Genomic DNA, 19445 nt, shown 5'->3' with positions numbered 1-19445 from the left:
ATGATCAGCAACATCGACAGGGAATTCGCCCAGATCACTGACTACTGGTCGCCGCGTGTGGTGGCCGACGTCAACGACCAGAGCGTCAAGCTTGCGAAGCTGAAAGGCGAGTTCGTCTGGCACGACCACCAGGACGAGGACGAGCTCTTCTTCATCATCAAGGGCAGCCTCACCATCCGCTACCGCGACCGGGACGATGTCGTCCTGAACGCCGGCGACATGCACGTCGTGCCCAAGGGCGTCGAGCACAATCCGCTCGCAGAAGACGAATGCTGGGTGATGCTGTTCGAACCCGCAGAGACCAAACACACCGGCGACGTTGTCGTCGACGGCACGAAGACGGCTGCGCAACAGCGCGCCCATCTGCAGTCGACCGGCGCCTGACCCGAGGAGGACCATCAAATGAGCTACAAGAATTTCACCGTTGAAACCGATGAGGACGGTTTTGCCCTGATCACCTGGGACATGCCGGAAAAATCGATGAACGTCATCGATCTGTCGGTCATGGACGAGCTGGATGCGATTGTCGACCAGGTGGCAAGTGACGACGCCATCAAGGGGGCCGTGATCACGTCCGGCAAGTCCGCCTTTTCCGGTGGTGCCGACCTGACCATGCTGGAAGGGCTTCTGAAGGACTTCCACATCAAGCGCGGTAACGACGCGGAAGCTGCGGCCAAGGCTCTGTTCGAAGGATCGCGCAAGCTGTCTCAGGTCTACCGCAAGCTGGAAACCTGCGGCAAACCCTTCGTCGCCGCCGTTGCCGACACCTGCATGGGCGGCGGTACCGAACTGGCACTGGCCTGTCACGGCCGCGTCGTTGACGAAGGCCTGAAGATGGGTCTGCCGGAAGTCAAGGTAGGCCTCTTTCCGGGCGCCGGTGGCACCCAGCGTGTCATGCGCATGACGGACGGACAGCAGGGCATGCAGTTCCTGCTCCAGGGCCGCACCCTGCGGGCACCCCAGGCCAAACAGATGAAACTGGTGGATGAAGTCGCCCCGACCAAGAAACTGGTCGCCGCCGCCAAGAAGATGCTGAAGGCAGGCCTCGACCCGGTCAAGGACTGGGACAAGAAGGGTTACAAGCTGCCAAACGGCAAGGTCTATTCCCCCGCTGGTTTCCAGTTCTGGCCGGCCGCCAATGCGATCTACCGCCGCGAGACCTATGACAACTATCCGGGTGCCCGCTACCTGCTGCGCTCCGTCGTCGAAGGTCTGCAGCTGCCGATGGATCTCGCGCTTCAGGTGGAAAGCCGCTACTTCGCCAAGGTGCTGCAGGCCCCGGAAGCCGCCAACATGATCCGCTCGCTGTTCGTCTCCATGCAGGAGCTGAACAAGCTGGCTCGCCGCCCGGTGGATCAGCGTCCAAACAAGATCCGCAAGATCGGCATTCTCGGCGCAGGCTTCATGGGTGCAGGCATTGCCTATGTCACGGCACAGGCGGGCATCGACGTCGTGCTGATCGACCGCGACCAGGAAGCTGCCGACAAGGGCAAGGCTCATTCCGAAGAGCTGATCACCAAGGCGATCAAGCGTGGCCGGGCGAGCGAAGAACAGAAGGATAAGCTTCTGTCGAAGATCACCGCCACCGTCGATTATGAAGCCCTGGCAGATTGCGATCTGGTGATCGAAGCCGTCTTCGAAGATCGCGATATCAAGAAGGCGGTGACGGAGAAGGCGGAGGCGGTGATGAAGTCTCGTGCCATCTATGCTTCCAACACCTCGACCCTGCCGATCACCTCCCTGGCGCAGGCGTCCAAGCGGCCGAAGAACTTCATCGGCATTCACTTCTTCTCGCCGGTCGACAAGATGATGCTGGTGGAAGTGATCCTCGGCAAACGCACCTCCGACCGCGCACTTGCCATGGCGCTCGACTATATCAAGGCCATCAAGAAGACCCCGATCGTCGTCAATGACAGCCGCGGCTTCTATACCTCGCGTGTCGTCATGACCTATATCCGCGAAGGTCTGATGATGCTTGCGGACGGCGTTCCGGCGGCCATGATCGAGAATGCGGGCAAGATGGCCGGCATGCCGGTCGGACCGCTGTCGCTTGGCGATGAAGTGGCGCTGGATCTTGCCTGGAAGATTGTTTCCGCCACCCGCAAGGACCTCGGCGTCAAATATGTCGAAGGCCCGCTCGACAACATCCTGGAAGAGATGGTGGTGAAGCAGGAGCGTTTCGGCCGCAAGAACGGCAAGGGCTTTTACGACTACAAGGGCAAGGACAAGAGCCTGTGGCCCGGCATTCCGGAAGTCACCGGTCAGCCGAAACCCGCAGAGAGCTTCAACATCGAGGAACTCAAGCAGCGTCTCCTGGTGATGCAGGCTCTCGAAACCGCCCGCATCTTCGAGGAAAAATGCCTGACGGATGTGCGTGAAGCCGATGTCGGCTCCATCCTTGGTTTCGGCTTCGCACCCTATACCGGCGGTACGCTCAGCTATATCGACATGATGGGCACGCCGGCGTTTGTCGACTTGTGCAAGAAGTTCACCCGCAAGTGGGGACCGCGCTTCAAGCCGAACAAGCTGCTGAAGGATATGGCCAAGGAAAACGAGACGTTCTACGGCAAATTCCCGCCGAAAGCCGAAGCGAAGGTCAAGGACGCAGCCTGATCGACAACCGATGCCGCTTCCGAACGGGAGCGGCATCGCCCTATCGCATTCGCCAGCAATTGTTAGCATTTTACGACAAAACTTGATCCGGCGTGACTTGTCATGCACAGTTCTGCTTGGAATTAAGCATGGGCAGGCTGGAGATACGAATGCCGCTAGATGGCGAATGGGCGCGCTCGGATGTCTTCCGCGTTCTGCGCGACATCTGTTCAAACGCCAATCTGGACTGGCCTCAAATGGCCAGGGATTATGAATTCGATCTCGCCAGCCTGGACGACCCTCAGGGCACCGTGCCGATAGCCGCTTGGCATGCCGTTTTTGAACATATCGCCAATGTCCTGGGCGATGACGCCGTCATGTTCGATCTGTTCAACACGATCGACATCGGCTGTTTTTCAATCTTCGACTATCTGTTTGCCTGCGCTCCGTCACTTCGGGAGGCCTGTCAGGCCTGGGCGAAGTTCAGTCCGATCAGAACCAATGCCTATCGGGTAATTTTCGAGGAAGACGAGACCGGCGGCTTCGTGGAATGGCCTATCCTTGAAGGACGCGGTGAATGGCGACAGAACGTGTTCGGACGCATCGGTTGGGCGACCCAGCAGATTGAACATGCACTCGACATGAAAGCGCCGCCAATCCTTATCGAGCTTGCGACCTCACAACCAAATTGCACGTCCAATTTTCAGAAGAAATATCAGGGCCGGATCAAGTTCGGCGCGACCCGCAACAGGATTTCGTTTCCGAAAACGCTGCTCTCCCGACCACTCCGGCGCCACGACGCCCACCTTTACGAGATCATCCTGACGTCTGCGAATTCGGAACTGGAAAGGTTCGGCCAGTTTGAATCTCCGCTGTCGCGCATTGCCAATGAAGTTTCCGCCAGTCTGTCGACCGGGACATGCACCCTGCCGCTCATTTCAGCAAAACTTGGCATGTCGCAGCGCGCGGTGCAGAGGCTTCTGGAAAAGGAAGGCACCAGCTTCCGTCAGCTAAGCGAGGAAGTACGACGTTCCGCAGCCGAACGATATCTTCTGGGAACGGACCTTCCGATGAAGGAGATCGCCTATCTCCTCGGCTTTTCGGAACTGAGCACCTTTTCGCGCGCCGTGAAGACATGGTTTGGCGTCTCCCCCAAGAAGGTTCGGGATGCACCCCGCTCCAGATCTCCTGCTGCTGCTGCTAATTCCACGACGGGGCGCAAGCAACCGATGCAGCGCTCCAGGGTCACGGTGGCGACACCCTCCGCTGTTCGGCAATCCGCTGCCACAAAATGATTTCGTCTCCAGCCTTTGACAGGGCTTGGTCACCGCGAAGCTGTGATGGTTTGAGAATTGCGGCACGGCGGTTACGGGCTTGTCACCACCGTGCCAGAGATCATTCTTGTTGCCGGCGGTTCCGTAGAGAACACTCGACTGAACCCGCCAATACCGCTTTCGGCTGCTCTTTCATTTGCATGAAGAACAGGACGGGTCGATGGCGGCTGGCCCATCCTGCAGTGTGCGCGCTTTTTTGCCGGTTCAACACTTGTGCCGGTCCGGCGGCTGTCTTTCACCGCAGGTAGAGGAAGGCAGACCGTCGCGGTTGTGGGTGGCCGCAAACAATCTAGATGCACATTCCTGAAAGTTTAATACGCCAACAGGGCCGCTGCGTCTTTGGCAGGAAGCGAACAGAACTTTACGAATTACGACACCAAACTTAATTAATAAGAAATTTTACAAACGGCCTTCGCACGAACTGGAGTTGCCGCCGTGCTTGCCAGGCCTCATTGTAATCGACACCGAATATTCCTAACTTCTGGCCAGGAATGGTAAGCAACGTCATGCAGGAGACACATATGTCCGACACCGGCCTGAGCCGATTTCTGGGAGGTTCACCAGCCCAGGTGCTTTTGCGGCTTGTGTTCCTGTCCTTTGTTGTCGGCATTATCCTGTCCGCGCTGAACCTCGACCCGCTCGACCTGATCACCATGTCGATCGATTTTGTCGAACGCCTGTGGAACATGGGTTTCAACGCCCTTGGACGCCTGGGCAAGTATCTGGTTATCGGCGCAATGGTGGTTGTCCCGATCTGGCTGGTTACTCGCATTCTGGCCATGGGTCGAAACCGCTAGTCCCGGCAGAGGCCTGCGTTTGTCACTTAAGGCAAGCACGCAACCCTTGCGGGAAATTAACCCTTTCTTAATCATAATTAACTGAAACTGGCGGAACCTCCCCGAGCCTTAAGGGGCCCTTGCATGTCCGCCATCGCAACATCGAAATTTGCTGCCTCCTACCAGGCCTACGCCCGCGCGGGTTCTGGTGCGGGCAATCGCTCAGGTTCGCTTGCTGCCGCACAAACGCTCACCACGTTTCTGGGGGCCAACGGTTCGGCCGACGAAGAGGACAAGGCAAAATCCCTCTTCGAAACCTACAAGGATTCTGTTGAGCTCAGCGACGGCCTCGCCCGCTCGGTAGAGAACAACAAGGATGCGATGCGCAGGCAAAAGATCGAGATGGTCCAGAAGCGCATCGAACGGCTCAAGGAAATGCTGCGGTTCGCAACGCCGGAGCAGGCCAAGCGTCTGCTCAAGGAGCTGAAACAGATCTCCAAGGAGTTCAAGTCCGCCTCCCAGGACCTCAAGTCGGCAGGTCAGAGCTTGAGCGGTGGAAGCGTCGGCACGGGTGTTCTTTCAGGCGCTTCAAACATCGCCGCCACAGCAGATATCATAACCGGTGCCGGGACGCAGGTTAATGCAACCTCCGCATTGGTCGAGACGGTGTCTGCGGCAGCGAGCAGTCCCGAGACACAAATTCCGGTATCCGGATCTGAAATGGGTGCTGCGACTTCGGGACCGGAGAGCCAGGCGACGGGTCAGGCTCAGACCGGAGTGGAGCAGGATGGTTCTTCCGCAGGCGCACAGGATCCGGACAGCTGGCGGGAAGACCTGAAAGCGGCTGTCCTGACCTACACAGAACAGCAACAGGAAACGAACAAGGCACTCGCCGCAAGCCGCAGGTCCGGGCTGCAGGGCGACAAGGAAGCCCTCGCCAAGATGGCTGAGGACATCAAGTCTCTTGCCCAACAGATAGAGCGCTTGCTCAAGCGCGATGAGCGCGACACAAAAAAAGATCTGAAAGACGTCCGTGCCGATCTCAAGGACGGCGTCAAGGCACTGAGGGCCTCAGATTTCAGCGCGCAGCCAGACCCGGCTTCCACCGCAAGCCCTGCGGGTACGGACGGGGTTTCGACCGCAACCGGTTCGACATCGGTCTCCCTGCAGGTGTCCGATATCCTGGTGTGAACCGGCTGGCTTTAGCCGGCCACCTGTTCATTGGCGGCAACCATAGTGAAATCTTCAGCCATAACGGCCTTGGCTGTTCGATGCAGTGTCACATGGCGATCGGCCAATTCGTCGATATCCGTCGAATAGCCTCCGCCCAGAACACCCGCCAGCGGCACGCCCGCCTTTCGCACCGTTTCGATGACATAGCGGTCACGCCTGCAAAGACCGTCGCGTGACAGCGACAGTCTGCCGAGACGATCACCAGAATACGGATCGACGCCGGCATTGAAGAAAACGATGTCCCAGGGCCCCTGGCGCAGCAGATCAGGCAGAACCTCTTCCAGAACAGCAAGATAGACTTCGTCACTCGTCCCATCGGCAAGACCTATATCGAGATGGGAGGGGACCTTGCGCACGGGGTAGTTCTTTTCCGAGTGAAGCGAGAAAGTGAAGACATCCGGGTCGCCCTGAAAGATGTCCGCGGTGCCGTCTCCCTGATGCACGTCCAGGTCGACCACCAGCGCCTTACGGATGGCGCCGTCCGCCTGCAACACCTTGATGGCAACTGCGACGTCATTGAAGACGCAGAACCCGGCTCCGTGTGCACGCCGGGCATGATGACTGCCGCCGGCGGTGTTGCAGGCAATGCCGTGCTCCAGCGCCAGATATCCCGTCAACACAGTCCCGCCCGTTGCACAGCGCGCCCGCAGGGCGATGTCCTCGCGCATCGGAAAACCGATTTCCCGCGCCACCTTTTCCGGCACCCGGGCATTGAAGACTTGATCCACATAGGCAGGATCATGTGCGAGTGCGACCCACTCGAAGGGGGCGGGACGAGGCCTGAAAAAGGCGCTGTCGCCGAGAAGCCCTTCCTGTCGTATCAACTCGGCGACGGCACGGAACTTGTCCATCGGGAACCGGTGATTGGCGGGAAGATCGGCGCAGTAGGCCGGATGGTGAACGATAGGCAGGGTCATCTGTGCGCAATATAAGGCGCGCCGACGCTACGGGCACCCCTTTGAACGACACAGCAGATCCGAATTTTACGGTTCAGTGCAAATTCGGCAGCCATGTCCGTGAATACCCGGTATGTGCCGAAATGAATTGACGTGCCGAGGCAAGGCAGACATGAAGGTCTTCCTCTCGAAGCGAGCCATCGATGTCCCAACTTTCAGCAACCGGCGAGCGGCCGAAACTGGCGTTTGCGGTTACCCACCGCACTGTTCTTGCCATCGCCATTCCGATGACACTCGCCTATCTGTCGACGCCCCTGCTCGGCATCGTCGACATGGCCGTGATCGGCCGCCTTGGCGACCCGGCGCTGCTTGGCGGGATCGCCATAGGCGGGATCATCTTCGACCTGGTGTTTACGACCTTCAACTTCTTGAGGTCCGGGACGACCGGCCTGACAGCCCAGGCTTTCGGCGCCCAGAACGAAGAAGAAGTCAGGGCAACACTGCTGCGCGCCTTCGTGATTGCGGCTATCGGCGGTCTCCTGGTCATCCTCTTGCAAGCCCCCTTGCGTGAAATCGGGCTCTGGTTCCTGGGAGGCAGTGCGGATGTGCAGGCCGCAACGAGCCGCTATTTTGACATCCGCGTCTACAGTGCCCCTTTTCTCCTTGCCAACTATGCCATGCTCGGCTGGTTCATCGGCCTCGGGCGCGCAGGAACAGGGCTGGTGCTTCAGCTTGTTCTGAACGGGCTCAACATCGGACTCAGTGTCTGGTTCGTCACCGGTTTCGGCTGGAGCGTGGAAGGTGTCGCGCTGGCAACTGTCCTGAGTGAAATCGCGGCAACGGCACTGGGCGTCTGCCTGGTCGTCTTCACCACCGGCAAGACGTCCTGGCCGGCTTTTCAGGTGATTTTCGACCGCCGCCTGCTGGTGCGCATGATGGCCGTCAACCGGGACATCATGATCCGCTCCTTCACCCTTCTCTTCGCCTTCGCGTTTTTCACGGCGCGTTCGGCAGACCAGGGTGATACCGTATTGGCCGCAAACGCTTTGCTTGAGAAGTTCATCATGCTGGCTGCATTCTTTCTGGATGGCCTGGCAACTGCGGCGGAACAGCTTGCGGGCCGCGCGGTCGGGGCAAGATACCGGCCCGCCTTCGACCGCGCATTGAAACTGACAGCACTGTGGAGCTTCGCCCTGGCGGGGATCCTGTCGACGCTGTTCTGGTTTTTCGGGCAGTACATGATCGATTTCATGACGACGGCAGAAGATGTCCGTCAGGTAACGTCGACCTATCTTGTGTGGGCGATACTGACCCCAGTCTTCGGCGTGCTGGCATTCCAGATGGACGGGGTCTTTATCGGCGCTACGTGGTCATCGACCATGCGCAACATGATGCTGTTGTCGCTCGTCGTTTACCTGGCTGCCTATTACCTTCTGTTTCCTATCCTGGGGAACCACGGTCTTTGGCTCGCCTTCCTGCTGTTCTTCGGAACGCGTGGCCTGACATTGCTGGCCGCCTGCAGAAAGCGGGCAGCCGAGACGTTCGGCAAAACATAAGAACAGCTGTATCTAAGCCGTTTCCGATGCCCAGGCATCGACATTGGCATCCCGCGCGTCGCGCAGCGACGCAATCCCGTGCTGGTCCAGTTTTGCAGAAAGGCCGCTCAGGATCTCGTCAATCAGCCCCGCGCCCTTGAACACTAGAGCCGAGTAGAGCTGCAACAGGTCCGCCCCCGCCGTGATCTTGGTCCAGGCGGTTTCCGCACTGTCGATGCCGCCGACACCGATGATCGGCAGGTCCGGTCCGGCCAGTTTGCGTGCGCGCGCCAGCATGATGGTCGATTTCCGGAACAGGGGCTTGCCCGACAAGCCTCCGGTTTCCTGTGCCGGCCCCTTGCCGCTCAGGCCGTCTCGTCCGATCGTCGTGTTGGAGACGATCAGGCCGTCGACGCTCTTGGCGAGCACTTCCTCGACGATATCCTGCAGGTCCTCATCAGCAACGTCCGGCGCGATCTTCAAGAGCACAGGAACCTTGCGCCCAAACGTCTGCGTGCACTCGTCCCGTGCCGTGATCACGGCAGTCAGCAGATCGGCAAGTGCGGACCGGGCCTGCAGGTCGCGCAGTCCCGGTGTGTTGGGCGAAGAAATGTTGACGGTAAAATAAGACGCCATATCGGCGAATGCGGTGATCCCGGCGACGTAGTCGGCAATCCGGTCGGTTGCATCCTTGTTGGCACCAACATTGATGCCGACGATTCCTGTCAACCGCCGGCGGGCTTCAAGCCGCTGGCGCAAGGCTGCGTGGCCTTCGTTGTTGAATCCATAGCGGTTGATCACGCCTTCGTCTGCGGGCAAGCGGAACACCCTCGGCCGCGGATTGCCGGGCTGCGGCTTCGGGGTGACCGACCCTGCCTCGGTATATCCGAACCCCAACTTCAGCAGCGCATCGGGCACTTCGCCGTTCTTGTCGAACCCTGCAGCCATTCCGAGCGGATTGGGAAAGGTCAGATCCCAGAGCTTCACTGCAAGGCGCGGGTCAGACACTTTCCGGCGCGGCGGCATCAAACCGGATTTCAAAGCCACAACAGTCGCACGGTGCGCAGTTTCGGCGTCCAGGCACTGCAGGCCTCTCAGCGCAACGTTTTCAAGGAAAGGCGGTATCATTGATCCAGCTCCGGAAAGTCATGTGACCCGTCCGATGAAAGCGGCAGTTCCTTCACCCAAAGTGCGGCCTTCGGGTCCAGCGAGCCATAGAGATGGGGAAACAGGGCCCCGCCCCGGGAAGTTTCCCATTTCAACAAGTCGCCAAACCCATCAGCATCAAAGGCGGCCAGCAACAGATCCTGCTGGCCCGCGAAATGCTTTGCAGCGGTTTCCCGGACCTGATCCTCGGCGGAAAAATGAATGAAGCCGTCCTGAAGGTCCACCGGCGCGCCCTTGAAGACGCCTTGGTCGGTTGCCTCCTGCCACATGGATTTCGGGACGATCTTGAAAATCAGGGTCATCTGTCTGCCTTGCCTCTTGCCGGGGATGGCATGGCAGGCAAAGGCCCGGCGCATGCTCAGCCGGTCGGGACACTACTCATCCGAACCGTAGCGAACAAGCGACACAAGTGACTCCAGCCTGTTTCTTTTGAATTTTGATCGGGAAAACCCATATGAGCGAAAGGTATTTATTCCTGTCGCGCCAATACGGAGAAACGGCAGCCGTGCTCTCACATGAAAAGGTCTGGGCGGCCATTGATGCCCTCGCCTCGCAGAACGGGCTTTCGCCGTCCGGCCTGGCTCGGCGTGCCGGACTGGATCCGACCGCTTTCAACCCGTCGAAACGCGTTGCGGGCGACGGACGCCCACGGTGGCCATCGACAGAGTCGCTTGCCAAGGTGCTGGCCGCCACCGGCGAAGCCTTGAACACGTTTGCCGCCAGGGTCGAAACCCCGGGCGGGCCAACCGACGCTGCGCCAGCTTTGGTGCCCCTTGCAGGATTTGATGCTGCCTCGGAGCGAAACGCCTTCGACAGTGCCGGCCGGCCAGCCGGCGCGACGTGGCAAAGTCTCAGCTTTCCCCAAATCGGCGCTGCTTTTGCGCTGCAGGTCAGCACCGAAGACTTCCATCCCCTTTACAGAAACGGCGATATCGTCGTGGTTGCTCCCGGCGCGCCCCTTCGCACCGGTGACAGGCTTGCCATCAAGCTCAACAGTGGCCGGTTGTCGCTTTACACGTTGCAGGAGACAGGCGACGAAGACCTGGCGGTTTGCACAATCGGGGACAATTCACAGTCAGTGCGCTTTCAGCACTCGGCAATCGAGTGGACAGCCCGTATTATCTGGGCGAGCCAATAACCTGCGAGCACACATTTGATGAAGCTTCGGCCTCTCATAACGCCAGCAATCGTGCTGACCACCGCAGGTGGTCTGCTCGCCTGGCTGCTCCTGGCAGACCCGCCGTCCGTACAGGACGAGCAATTGGCGGCAGAGGGCATCACCAGCGCCGCCGAGGAAACAAGCGAGCCGGCAAAGATGCCCGAGCCCGCTCCGCAATCGTCCCCTCCCCAAGCTCAGACGCAGAAACCGGCACAGACACAAAGTGAACCCGTCGTCGTCGCCGCTGCGCCGCTGCCGAACGACATTCGCAACGTTTCGCCGGAGGGGGTATCGGCACCGCAGGTACAAGGTGACCTGAAGCGTATCGAACCGTCCAAACGCTACCTGGAACTGAAGGATCCACCGATTGAACCGGTTCCGGATGGCCCACTGGAGCTGATGCGCGTGCAGGTTCTTGATGGCGGGCGCATCAAGTCGGACCGGTTGACAGTAACGCTTGCCCATATCGTTCCGCTGAAATCGGACGAAACCTGTGTTTCCCGTCTCGGAGGCACCTGGCCTTGCGGCGCAAGGGCGCGCACTTTCCTGAGAGGGCTGGTGCGGCAATTGAAGGTGGTATGCGAAAAGATCGAGGAGACCGGACCGCAACAGATTCTGGCAACCTGCACCCGCGGATCGATGGACCTGAGCAAGCGTCTTGTACGCTATGGCTGGGCGGATCCGGCGCCGGACGCACCTGCCGATTTCATGGAACTTGCCGAAAAGGCCAGAGACAGAAAAGTCGGCAAGTGGCAATCGGAATGGCTGAACGAGTTGCCGACGAGCGAACTGGAAACAGAAGTGCCGTCTGCCTTGCCAGGCCTTGAGGAACTTGCCCCGGAAATCGTCGAATGGAGCCTGAGGACCGAACCGGAACAGCCGGAGGACGGTCAACTGGCAATCGAGGATTACCCGCAAGTAGAACGGCCGGTGCAGTAGGGCTGGAGCGGCACCGCTTCGCGTTGAAGCAAGCCTTTGTTTCTCCTCGTCAACCGACCGCCTCTCACTGCTGCTGAAAAATCCTTGCGAGCGCCTCGAAGCAGCTCATACCTTCGGCGAATAGGGTTAATACATAGACAAATCAATCAGTACAATTAGTTCAATGTTTACGCCCATAAGGGAAAGTGGCTCAACATTATCAGTCCGTGACGAGGACCAAAGAAATATGAGCGCACCTGCCCCCAAGAACACTGTCGAAACTGACAATATCACGAAGTACATCAAGTTCATGTCCTCAACGGGAAGCGACACGTCTTCCGCTCAGACGGCATGGAACTCCCTTCAAAAACACCTGCCCGACATACTGGACCGCTTCTACAAGGAACTCGTTTCGCACGAAGAGTTGCGCCAGAAAATGGGCGCCCACGAGAAGAACACCGTTCCTCTCAAAAATGCGCAAACCAAACACTGGGAATATATCTTCAATCACGACCCGGACCTGGAGTTCATCGGACAGGCTGCGCGTATCGGTCAGGCTCACGTAAAGATCGGGCTGAAGGCCGAATGGCTGATGTCCGCGTTTGGCCGGCTGTTGAACGAAATCCTTCCTGTCATTGTCAAGAAGCACCGGTTTTCGCAAAAGGCCATGATTGCCGAGATGCAGGCCGTGGTGACACGGTTCTTTCTGGACATGATCCTTGCACAACGTGCGTTCGAAACGGAACAGCGCCGCATTGAAGACGCTGAAATGCGGGATACGATCGGGCTGGAGAACCTGCGCACGACCGCAAACACCATCAGCGAGCTGAACGAAATCGTCATGTCGATGGCGTTGTTGTCGCGCAATACCCAGGAAGCCAACGCGAACGGCCAGTCGATTTCCGCCGCGGCGGACCAGCTTGTCGCCTCCATCGGCCAGATTTCCGAAAACAGCGAAGGCGCGGCCAACGAAGCCGTTCAAACAAACAACGCCGCCAAGGATGGCCTGGACAAGATGTCGGCCGTGTCGAGTGCTATCGGCGATATTTCCTCAACGTCCCGGCAAACCGCGCAGAGCCTGTCAGACCTCAGCGAAGCTGCATCGCAGATCGGCGAATTCCTGTCGGTCATTCAATCCATCGCAGACCAGACCAATCTTCTGGCGCTGAATGCCACCATTGAAGCCGCCCGTGCAGGGGAAGCCGGCAAAGGCTTTGCCGTCGTTGCTTCGGAAGTCAAAACCCTCGCCTCGCAGACCGGCAAGGCGACGGAAGACATCGCGCAGCGGATCGAAGCACTGACTGCCGGCATGGAAACGATCCAGACAGCCATCCAGAGCTCCGAAGGCGCCATCCAGAATGGCGAGGATGCCATCGCGGCCGCCAATGAACTCATGCAATCCATCGACGGGATGGTTGGCAATGTTTCCGAACGGGTCACCCAGATTACGGACATCCTTCATCAGCAGAAAGAAGCCAGCCACGAAATCGCTCGCAACGTCGCCAATGTCGCTGAATCGAATCGGAATACGGATCAGCAGCTCGGCGCCATGCAGCGTGTTCTGAAACAGAGCAACGACAGTTTCAGCGGCTCGGCCAAAAACTTCTTCGACGCCAATTCCGACAAGTCGCTGTTGGAGATGGCGAAGATTGATCATGTCCTGTTCAAGAAGCGTGTCGTCGACACAGTGACCGGACACGACGACTGGGCGTCCTCCGGCATGCCCGACCATCATCATTGCCGTCTTGGCAAGTGGTACGACGCCATCAAGAACGAGAAGATCAAGACACACCCGGTCTTCCGCAACCTGGTCACTCCGCACAAGGCAGTTCATGATGCAGGCCACAGAGCCCTGCATGCCGCCGAGCAAGGCAATTCCACGGAAGCCTTCGCTGCTCTCGTCGATCTGGACAAGGCCAGCAAGGAAGTCCTGAATGGCCTGACGGAACTTGCCGCCGCCATGGAAACCGATCTGAAAGACGCGGAACCCCGCAAGTCGCCAAGACAGGACGTCGGCAAGAAGGCCGAAGTTCTGCTGGACGGCGCCATCCAGACCGTGGAGCTTGAAAACGTGTCCGTAACGGGTGTCGGCCTGAAGGGCGTAAAAGATGCAAAGGCGGGCAAAACCGTTTGCATCCGTAGCGATGGCAAGGAGCGCCTTGGCCATATCATCTGGGTGGACGGCACCAGGGCGGGCGTCCAGTTCTTCGACGAAGACAAATAAACTTCGCGGGAAACGCCTGCTGACAACCCTGATAAGGTGCCCCAAAGGGCACCTTATCCAGCTTTATCGCATGCACGTTTGAATGAACGGCTGCTACAGCCATTCACACCACTGGATGCAGGCAGACTTGCTGACAAACCTCTGCTCAATTGTGATCCGCCGGTTTCTTATTTTTCCTGATTGGTATTAGGCTCCGGACTTCGGAAGTCCCGGATCTGGAGTATTCATGACTGGAGAAATCAAGGTCGGTATCATCGGTGGAACCGGGCAACTCGGCAGCGCCATTGCGACGGCTTGGCTGGAAAGCGGCTGTGTCAAACCTCGTCAGCTCTGGATATCCAATCGATCCGGAACCGCCGCAGGCTTCGAAAGCTGGCCGGAAATCACCTTCACCGCATCCAATCAGCTTCTGGCTGACGCCTGCAATGTCATCCTTCTGTCGGTTCCGCCAGCGCTTGTCGAAACGGTCAGCATTTCGGCGCCCGGAAAACTGGTGCTCTCGGTCATGGCGGGTGTCTCACGTGAGAGGCTCAAAACCCTCACAGGCTCGGAAAAGGTCGTTCGTGCCATGTCGAGCCCGGCGGCGGGCAAGCAGCTGGCCTACTCCCCCTGGTGTGCGGCTTCGCCGCTTTCGCAGGAAGACAGGGACCTCGTCCAGTCGTTGTTGTCGGCCTGCGGCCCGAGTGATGAAGTCCAGGACGAACAGCAGATCGAGGTCTTCACCGCCATAACCGGTCCGGTACCGGGATTTGCCGCGTTCTTCGCCGACTGCATTGTTGACTATGCAAGGTCAAACGGTGTCGACAGGCATATTGCCGAACGCGCCGCAAAACAGCTGATCCTGTCGGCTGGGCAAATCATGGCCGGTGACACCAGATCTCCGGCGGAACATGTTCAGGAGATGGTCGACTACGCAGGAACGACTGCCGCCGGTCTCGTCAAGCTGAAGGAACTGGGTGTTTCGGATCTGATCAGTGAAGGGCTGGACGCCAGTACGGAGCGCGTCAGAACGATTGCCGGCAAAGACTGATACCGCGCTTCTTCTGCCGGAGAGCACAGCTAAAAACAAAAAAAGCGGCGCTGGTGCGCCGCTTTTTCCTGAAGTCTGATAATCAGGCTGTCAGTTCGCCAGCCAGTGCCTTGCGGATCATCTCACGCGTTTCGGCAATGCCGTAAAGAGCAACGAAAGACCCGAAGCGCGGTCCCTTTTCCTGCCCGAGCAGAAGCTGGTAAAGCGCAGAGAACCAGACGACGGACACGCCAGGCCCACCATCGGGACCCTTTTTGGACGGGTCCTGATAACGCTCGATGGACCGGGCGACGTCCAGCACCGCATCCTGGATGGCACTGCCATCCGCATCGGCCGGCAGGGCGGCCAGCGTTTCGTCCAGTTTTTCCAGCGCAGTGCGCTCGACATCGTCCGGCACCTTGAACGACTTGGTCGGTTTGACGAAATCGTCGAAGTAGCGGATCGCATAGCCGACAAGCGCATCCAGTTCCGGATGGGTCGACGCCGTCACGCCCGGAGCGTAGCGGGAGATGAATGCCCACAGCACGTCCTTGTTTTCCGCGTTGGAGGCGGACACAAGGTTCAGCAGCATGGCGAAGGGCACCGGCATGTCGATCTTCGGAATGTTGCCCGAATGGATGTGCCAGACCGGGTTCTGAAGCTTCTGCTCGACCGGCATCTGTTCGTACTTCTGGACGAAGGTATAATATTCGTCGACCGCCTTCGGAATGACGTCGAAATAGAGCTTCTTGGCCGTCTTCGGCTTCTGGAAATTGTAGAGCGCAAGGCTCTCCGGTGCAGCGTAGGTCAACCACTCGTCAATGGTCAGACCGTTACCCTTGGACTTGGAGATCTTCTCGCCCTTTTCGTCCAGGAACAGTTCGTAGACGAAGTGTTCCGGAGCGGTCCCGCCCAGGATGTTGCAGATCTTGTCGTAGATCGGCGCATTGGTCATATGATCCTTGCCGAACATCTCGAAATCGACGTCAAGCGCAGCCCAGCGCATGCCGAAGTCGGGCTTCCACTGCAGCTTCACCTTGCCGCCGGTGACCGGCAGCGTGATGTCCTCGCCCGTCTCGTCCGCAAAGGTGATGGTGCCGTCCTTCGAATTGACGTCCTTCATGGGCACATAGAGCACGCGGCCGGACGTCGGCGAGATCGGCAGGAAGGGCGAATAGGTCGCCTGACGTTCCGCGCCGAGCGTCGGCAGCATCACGTCCATGATCTTCTGGTACTTCTCGGTCGCCCGGATCAGCACGTCATCGAACTTGCCGGCCTTGTAGTATTCGGTCGCGCTGGCGAATTCATAATCGAAGCCGAAGGTATCCAGGAACCGGCGCAGCATGGCGTTGTTGTGCTCGGCGAAGCTTTCATAGTCGCCGCCGAAGGGGTTCGGCACCGCCGTCAGAGGCATCTGCAGATATGGCTCAAGCGCTGCGCGGTCCGGCACGTTTTCCGGGATCTTGCGCATGCCGTCCATGTCGTCGGAGAAGCACAGCAACCGCGTCGGGATCTTGTCTTCGGTCAGCAGCCGAAACGCCGTGCGCACCATGGTGGTGCGCAGAACTTCGCCGAAGGTGCCGATGTGCGGCAGGCCGGACGGGCCATAGCCCGTTTCGAACAGAACCGGTTTGTCCGTTCCCCGTTTCTCGATCCGTTTGACCAGTTTTCGCGCTTCTTCGAACGGCCACGCTTTCGATTTCGTGGCCGCCTCGACAAACTCTTGCGAAAGGTCAAGCGGAGGCAGGGATTGATCGGTCATTTTTCAAGTCGTTCTGTTCATGAGAATGGATGGAATGCAACCCGGTCGGTTTTTTGACTTTTCGGCCGGTTGCTGCGGCGCGACACTAGATCAACGCGCCTCTATGTGCAATCACATGAACACAGCTAAGTTGACCGAAATCTCGGGCTTTGCGAACTCTTTCCGCCTGCGGACATATCGCACCGGAAAAAAGCGGATAACTCCGGTCAATCGATTGCCTCGTAGCGGTGACTTGAAGCTTGTCTTCCAACCCGTTACATCGGGCGCACGATCAAGAAGAAATTTTCCGTCTTTTGGCGCTACGGGAGAATGAATAGTGTCTATGAACGAGCCGATCAGCGTACAGGAAGCCCTTATCTACGTGATGGTTATCGTCTCGGCGTCGGACAACCAGATGACCGACAACGAACTGGCCACCATCGGCGACATGATCAAGATGCTGCCCGTTTTCAATGGCTATGACGGCAACCGGATCATCCCGGCAGCCCAGCGCTGCGGCGACATCCTGCAGGAAGACAACGGCTTGCAGCTGGTGCTGGAGCTGGTTGGCGACGTCCTGCCGGCAAAGCTTTACGACACCGCATATGCGCTTGGGGTTGAAGTCGCGGCTGCCGATCTCCACGTCGAGAAGGAAGAATTGCGCATCCTTCAGCTTCTGCGTGACCGCTTCAAACTCGACAAACTGACCGTTGCCGCAATCGAGCGCGGTGCGATTGCCCGTCACCGGACCATCTGATCCTCTCGGAGCAGGTATTTGAAAGCAACGAAGGCCCTCGCCTGGGCCGGGGCGGTATCAATAGCCGTCCTGGCAGGTGTTTTCCTGATCTTCCAGGGCCTTCAGGATTTCGATCTTTCTGAATACGAAAGCCGGCTGATTACCTTTTCGTTCGACGGACATTCCGTCGCCGGAACGTTGCATCTGCCCCGCCTGCAAGATCCTGGGCACGCAAACCCGCCTCTGGTCCTGATCGTTCACGGGGACGGGCCAGCGGACCGCTATTCCGGCGGTGGGTACATGCCTCTCATCAGCCGTCTTCTGGACAGCGGTCTTGCCGTCTATTCCTGGGACAAGCCTGGCGTCGGCGAAAGCCAGGGCAACTGGCTGTCCTTTTCCATGGATGAGCGAGCCCGCCTCGCGGCAACGGCCCTTGCGGCCGCCAAAGAACAGCCCGAATTGAAGACGTCTCCAGCCGGATTTCTCGGCTTTTCGCAGGCGGGGTGGGTTTTGCCCATTCTGGCGGAAGCGCCAGCGCAGGGCGATTTCTTCGTGATTGTCGGCGGAGCTGTCAACTGGCTGCGGCAGGCTGGTTATTATACCCGGCGCAGGCTGGACCTTGCAGGTGCAGACAGCAAGGCGATCGACAAGGCTCTCGCGCAGGACGCAAAAGACGGACAAAAGTTTCTAGACCGGGATTTTTCCTATCAGGACTATCTCGACAGCGGCATGGACAGGGTTCCGATGCCGGAAGATCGCTTCACCTTCGCGCGCCGGAATGCGGCCTCCGACTCCACCGCCTCCCTTGCCCGTATCTCCTCGCCCGTTCTGACACTGCACGGAGCAGAGGACCTCAATGTCGATCCTCATTTCAATTCCGGCATCTATCGAAAGTTGCTGACGGACAACAATCCCGCCAACCGCTTCGTGATCGTCCCGGAAGCAACCCATGCGCTGTTGCGGGCGGAAGCCTTCAACTACCAGCTCGAGGGGCAAATGCCTTCCTGGTCGAAGGCCTTGTTCATGGTCCTGGGGCGCCGTGCCTACGCACCGGGCGCACTGGACACCATAACAATCTGGATCAAGGAACAGGCCTCAACAGCAAACAGCCTTTCAACTTCACCAGATCGATCAAATTGAACCCTTTTTGTTTTCGGTCCTTCAATCCGCCGCACCTTATCACCGGTGCGGGGACAGCACGCTTGTGGGCTGCCGGGACCCTTGGGTCCTTCAGTGCGGAGACAGGGACATGAGCAATCAGGCAATCGGAGAGCGGACAAGTGTGCGCTATCCACTGAGGCGGCGCCGCCAGAGGCTGCGCGTACAGCGCCCCATGCCTTATGCTGTCCGGTACGTGCAGGTTCGCACCGCTCCAAAGCAGGCGAACTGGGGCACGCGAATGATGATTGCCTTTGCAGGCTTCGTCTGCGGACTTGCAGCCGACGCGCTGGTGATGTTTGCCGAAGACCATTTCCATCTGGCAAAGAACCGGGATCCGGATCTTTTCGCATGGGTGCTCGGCACCGGCTTTGCCGGCCATATCCTCTATCTGATCTTCGGAATACTAGCGGTCACGTTGCTGACGGCCTTCAACCGCCGCAAGTGGATCTTGTGGCTGCTGATCGGCTTTGTCGGCGGACTGCTGAGTATCTGATCGGCTGATAGCCTCAATTCAGGCTGTGGATCGCATCCGGCAGATCGAGTGAAAACGCCGGAATGACGACGTCGAACATGGAGCCGTCCGGACGTTCCATCGAGTAGGACCCGGCCATGATGCCGCTGTCGGTCGAAAGCGGGCAGTGCGACGAATACTCATAGGTCTCGCCAGGCTCTATCACCGGCTGTTCGCCGACCACGCCCTCGCCGCTGACTTCTTCCTGGCGCCCTCTGGCATCGGTTATCTGCCAGTATCGCGTCTTCAGCTGCACCGGTTCGCTGCCACCGTTGTGGATCTCGACCATATACGCCCAGATATACTCGCTCTCTTCCGGACGCGATTCATCGTCCAGATAAAACGGCTCGACGGAGACTTCGATCCCTTGGGTGATGGCGGTGTAACTGCCAGACACGGCTTTTCCTTAATTTCAGAACTGCGAACCTTGAAATAGACCGGTCCGAAGCGACT

18 protein-coding genes are annotated in these 19445 nt (G+C 58.7%); 13 read left to right on the top strand and 5 right to left on the bottom strand.

Annotated features, from left to right (window positions below):
- The 5 genes from J7447_RS01320 (at position 1) to J7447_RS01300 (ending at position 5893) form a co-directional block, all read left to right on the top strand.
- Positions 1-384 carry a cupin domain-containing protein gene (locus tag J7447_RS01320; protein WP_023001781.1) on the top strand — a complete coding sequence of 128 codons (384 nt, stop codon included), beginning with the start codon at positions 1-3 and terminating at the stop codon, positions 382-384.
- Between the two features lie 18 nt (positions 385-402).
- On the top strand, positions 403-2613 hold the full coding sequence (locus J7447_RS01315; protein WP_209168513.1) for a 3-hydroxyacyl-CoA dehydrogenase NAD-binding domain-containing protein: 2211 nt from the start codon (positions 403-405) through the stop codon (positions 2611-2613).
- 149 nt (positions 2614-2762) lie between these two features.
- Positions 2763-3887 carry an AraC family transcriptional regulator gene (locus tag J7447_RS01310; RefSeq protein ID WP_209168512.1) on the top strand — a complete coding sequence of 375 codons (1125 nt, stop codon included), beginning with the start codon at positions 2763-2765 and terminating at the stop codon, positions 3885-3887.
- Positions 3888-4447: 560 nt separating this feature from the next.
- On the top strand, positions 4448-4723 hold the full coding sequence (locus tag J7447_RS01305) for a DUF6460 domain-containing protein (protein WP_031269649.1): 276 nt from the start codon (positions 4448-4450) through the stop codon (positions 4721-4723).
- A gap of 123 nt (positions 4724-4846) precedes the next feature.
- Positions 4847-5893 (top strand): hypothetical protein, encoded by a 1047-nt coding sequence (locus J7447_RS01300; RefSeq protein ID WP_209168511.1) that lies wholly within the window; start codon positions 4847-4849, stop codon positions 5891-5893.
- A gap of 11 nt (positions 5894-5904) precedes the next feature.
- Here the strand turns inward: J7447_RS01300 and J7447_RS01295 are convergent, their stop codons facing one another.
- A complete protein-coding gene (locus tag J7447_RS01295) occupies positions 5905-6852 on the bottom strand; it encodes a histone deacetylase (RefSeq protein ID WP_209168510.1) in 948 nt (315 codons plus the stop codon).
- Positions 6853-7034: 182 nt separating this feature from the next.
- On the opposite strand from J7447_RS01295, the gene J7447_RS01290 reads away from it, so the two are divergent.
- Entirely contained in the window at positions 7035-8387 is a 1353-nt protein-coding gene (locus tag J7447_RS01290; RefSeq protein ID WP_209168509.1) for an MATE family efflux transporter, read from the top strand.
- Positions 8388-8399: 12 nt separating this feature from the next.
- Here J7447_RS01290 and J7447_RS01285 read toward each other — a convergent pair whose 3' ends face one another.
- A complete protein-coding gene (locus J7447_RS01285; protein ID WP_168686009.1) occupies positions 8400-9494 on the bottom strand; it encodes a quinone-dependent dihydroorotate dehydrogenase in 1095 nt (364 codons plus the stop codon).
- Positions 9491-9835 carry a DUF952 domain-containing protein gene (locus tag J7447_RS01280; RefSeq protein WP_209168508.1) on the bottom strand — a complete coding sequence of 115 codons (345 nt, stop codon included), beginning with the start codon at positions 9833-9835 and terminating at the stop codon, positions 9491-9493. The genes J7447_RS01285 and J7447_RS01280 overlap by 4 nt, the downstream gene beginning before the upstream one ends.
- Positions 9836-9987: 152 nt before the next feature.
- On the opposite strand from J7447_RS01280, the gene J7447_RS01275 reads away from it, so the two are divergent.
- The 4 genes from J7447_RS01275 to J7447_RS01260 all read left to right on the top strand — a co-directional run bounded on the left by J7447_RS01275 (position 9988) and on the right by J7447_RS01260 (position 14864).
- Positions 9988-10671 carry a helix-turn-helix transcriptional regulator gene (locus tag J7447_RS01275; protein ID WP_062489987.1) on the top strand — a complete coding sequence of 228 codons (684 nt, stop codon included), beginning with the start codon at positions 9988-9990 and terminating at the stop codon, positions 10669-10671.
- Between the two features lie 18 nt (positions 10672-10689).
- Positions 10690-11631, top strand: a complete 942-nt coding sequence (locus J7447_RS01270; RefSeq protein ID WP_209168507.1) for a thermonuclease family protein — start codon at positions 10690-10692, stop codon at positions 11629-11631.
- 226 nt (positions 11632-11857) lie between these two features.
- Positions 11858-13834, top strand: coding sequence for a methyl-accepting chemotaxis protein (locus J7447_RS01265; protein WP_209168506.1), 1977 nt, complete (start codon positions 11858-11860; stop codon positions 13832-13834).
- A 226-nt stretch (positions 13835-14060) separates the two neighbouring features.
- The gene (locus J7447_RS01260) at positions 14061-14864 is read left to right on the top strand and encodes a pyrroline-5-carboxylate reductase dimerization domain-containing protein (RefSeq protein ID WP_023001793.1); all 804 of its coding nucleotides are present in this window, start codon (positions 14061-14063) and stop codon (positions 14862-14864) included.
- Between the two features lie 82 nt (positions 14865-14946).
- Here the strand turns inward: J7447_RS01260 and J7447_RS01255 are convergent, their stop codons facing one another.
- Positions 14947-16605 (bottom strand): lysine--tRNA ligase, encoded by a 1659-nt coding sequence (locus tag J7447_RS01255; protein ID WP_023001794.1) that lies wholly within the window; start codon positions 16603-16605, stop codon positions 14947-14949.
- A 322-nt stretch (positions 16606-16927) separates the two neighbouring features.
- Here J7447_RS01255 and J7447_RS01250 point away from each other — a divergent pair, with 322 nt between their 5' ends.
- The 3 genes from J7447_RS01250 to J7447_RS01240 all read left to right on the top strand — a co-directional run bounded on the left by J7447_RS01250 (position 16928) and on the right by J7447_RS01240 (position 18974).
- The gene (locus J7447_RS01250) at positions 16928-17341 is read left to right on the top strand and encodes a tellurite resistance TerB family protein (protein WP_023001795.1); all 414 of its coding nucleotides are present in this window, start codon (positions 16928-16930) and stop codon (positions 17339-17341) included.
- An 18-nt stretch (positions 17342-17359) separates the two neighbouring features.
- Positions 17360-18460, top strand: coding sequence for an alpha/beta fold hydrolase (locus tag J7447_RS01245; RefSeq protein ID WP_209168505.1), 1101 nt, complete (start codon positions 17360-17362; stop codon positions 18458-18460).
- A gap of 109 nt (positions 18461-18569) precedes the next feature.
- A complete protein-coding gene (locus J7447_RS01240; RefSeq protein ID WP_023001797.1) occupies positions 18570-18974 on the top strand; it encodes a hypothetical protein in 405 nt (134 codons plus the stop codon).
- Positions 18975-18987: 13 nt separating this feature from the next.
- Here the strand turns inward: J7447_RS01240 and apaG are convergent, their stop codons facing one another.
- The gene (gene apaG / locus J7447_RS01235; RefSeq protein ID WP_023001798.1) at positions 18988-19389 is read right to left on the bottom strand and encodes a Co2+/Mg2+ efflux protein ApaG; all 402 of its coding nucleotides are present in this window, start codon (positions 19387-19389) and stop codon (positions 18988-18990) included.
- Positions 19390-19445: the final 56 nt, after the last annotated feature.

The sequence above is a fragment of the Labrenzia sp. R5_0 genome, assembly GCF_017743835.1.
Lineage (GTDB): Bacteria > Pseudomonadota > Alphaproteobacteria > Rhizobiales > Stappiaceae > Roseibium > Roseibium algicola.
This window is presented reverse-complemented; position numbering and strand designations above follow the sequence as displayed.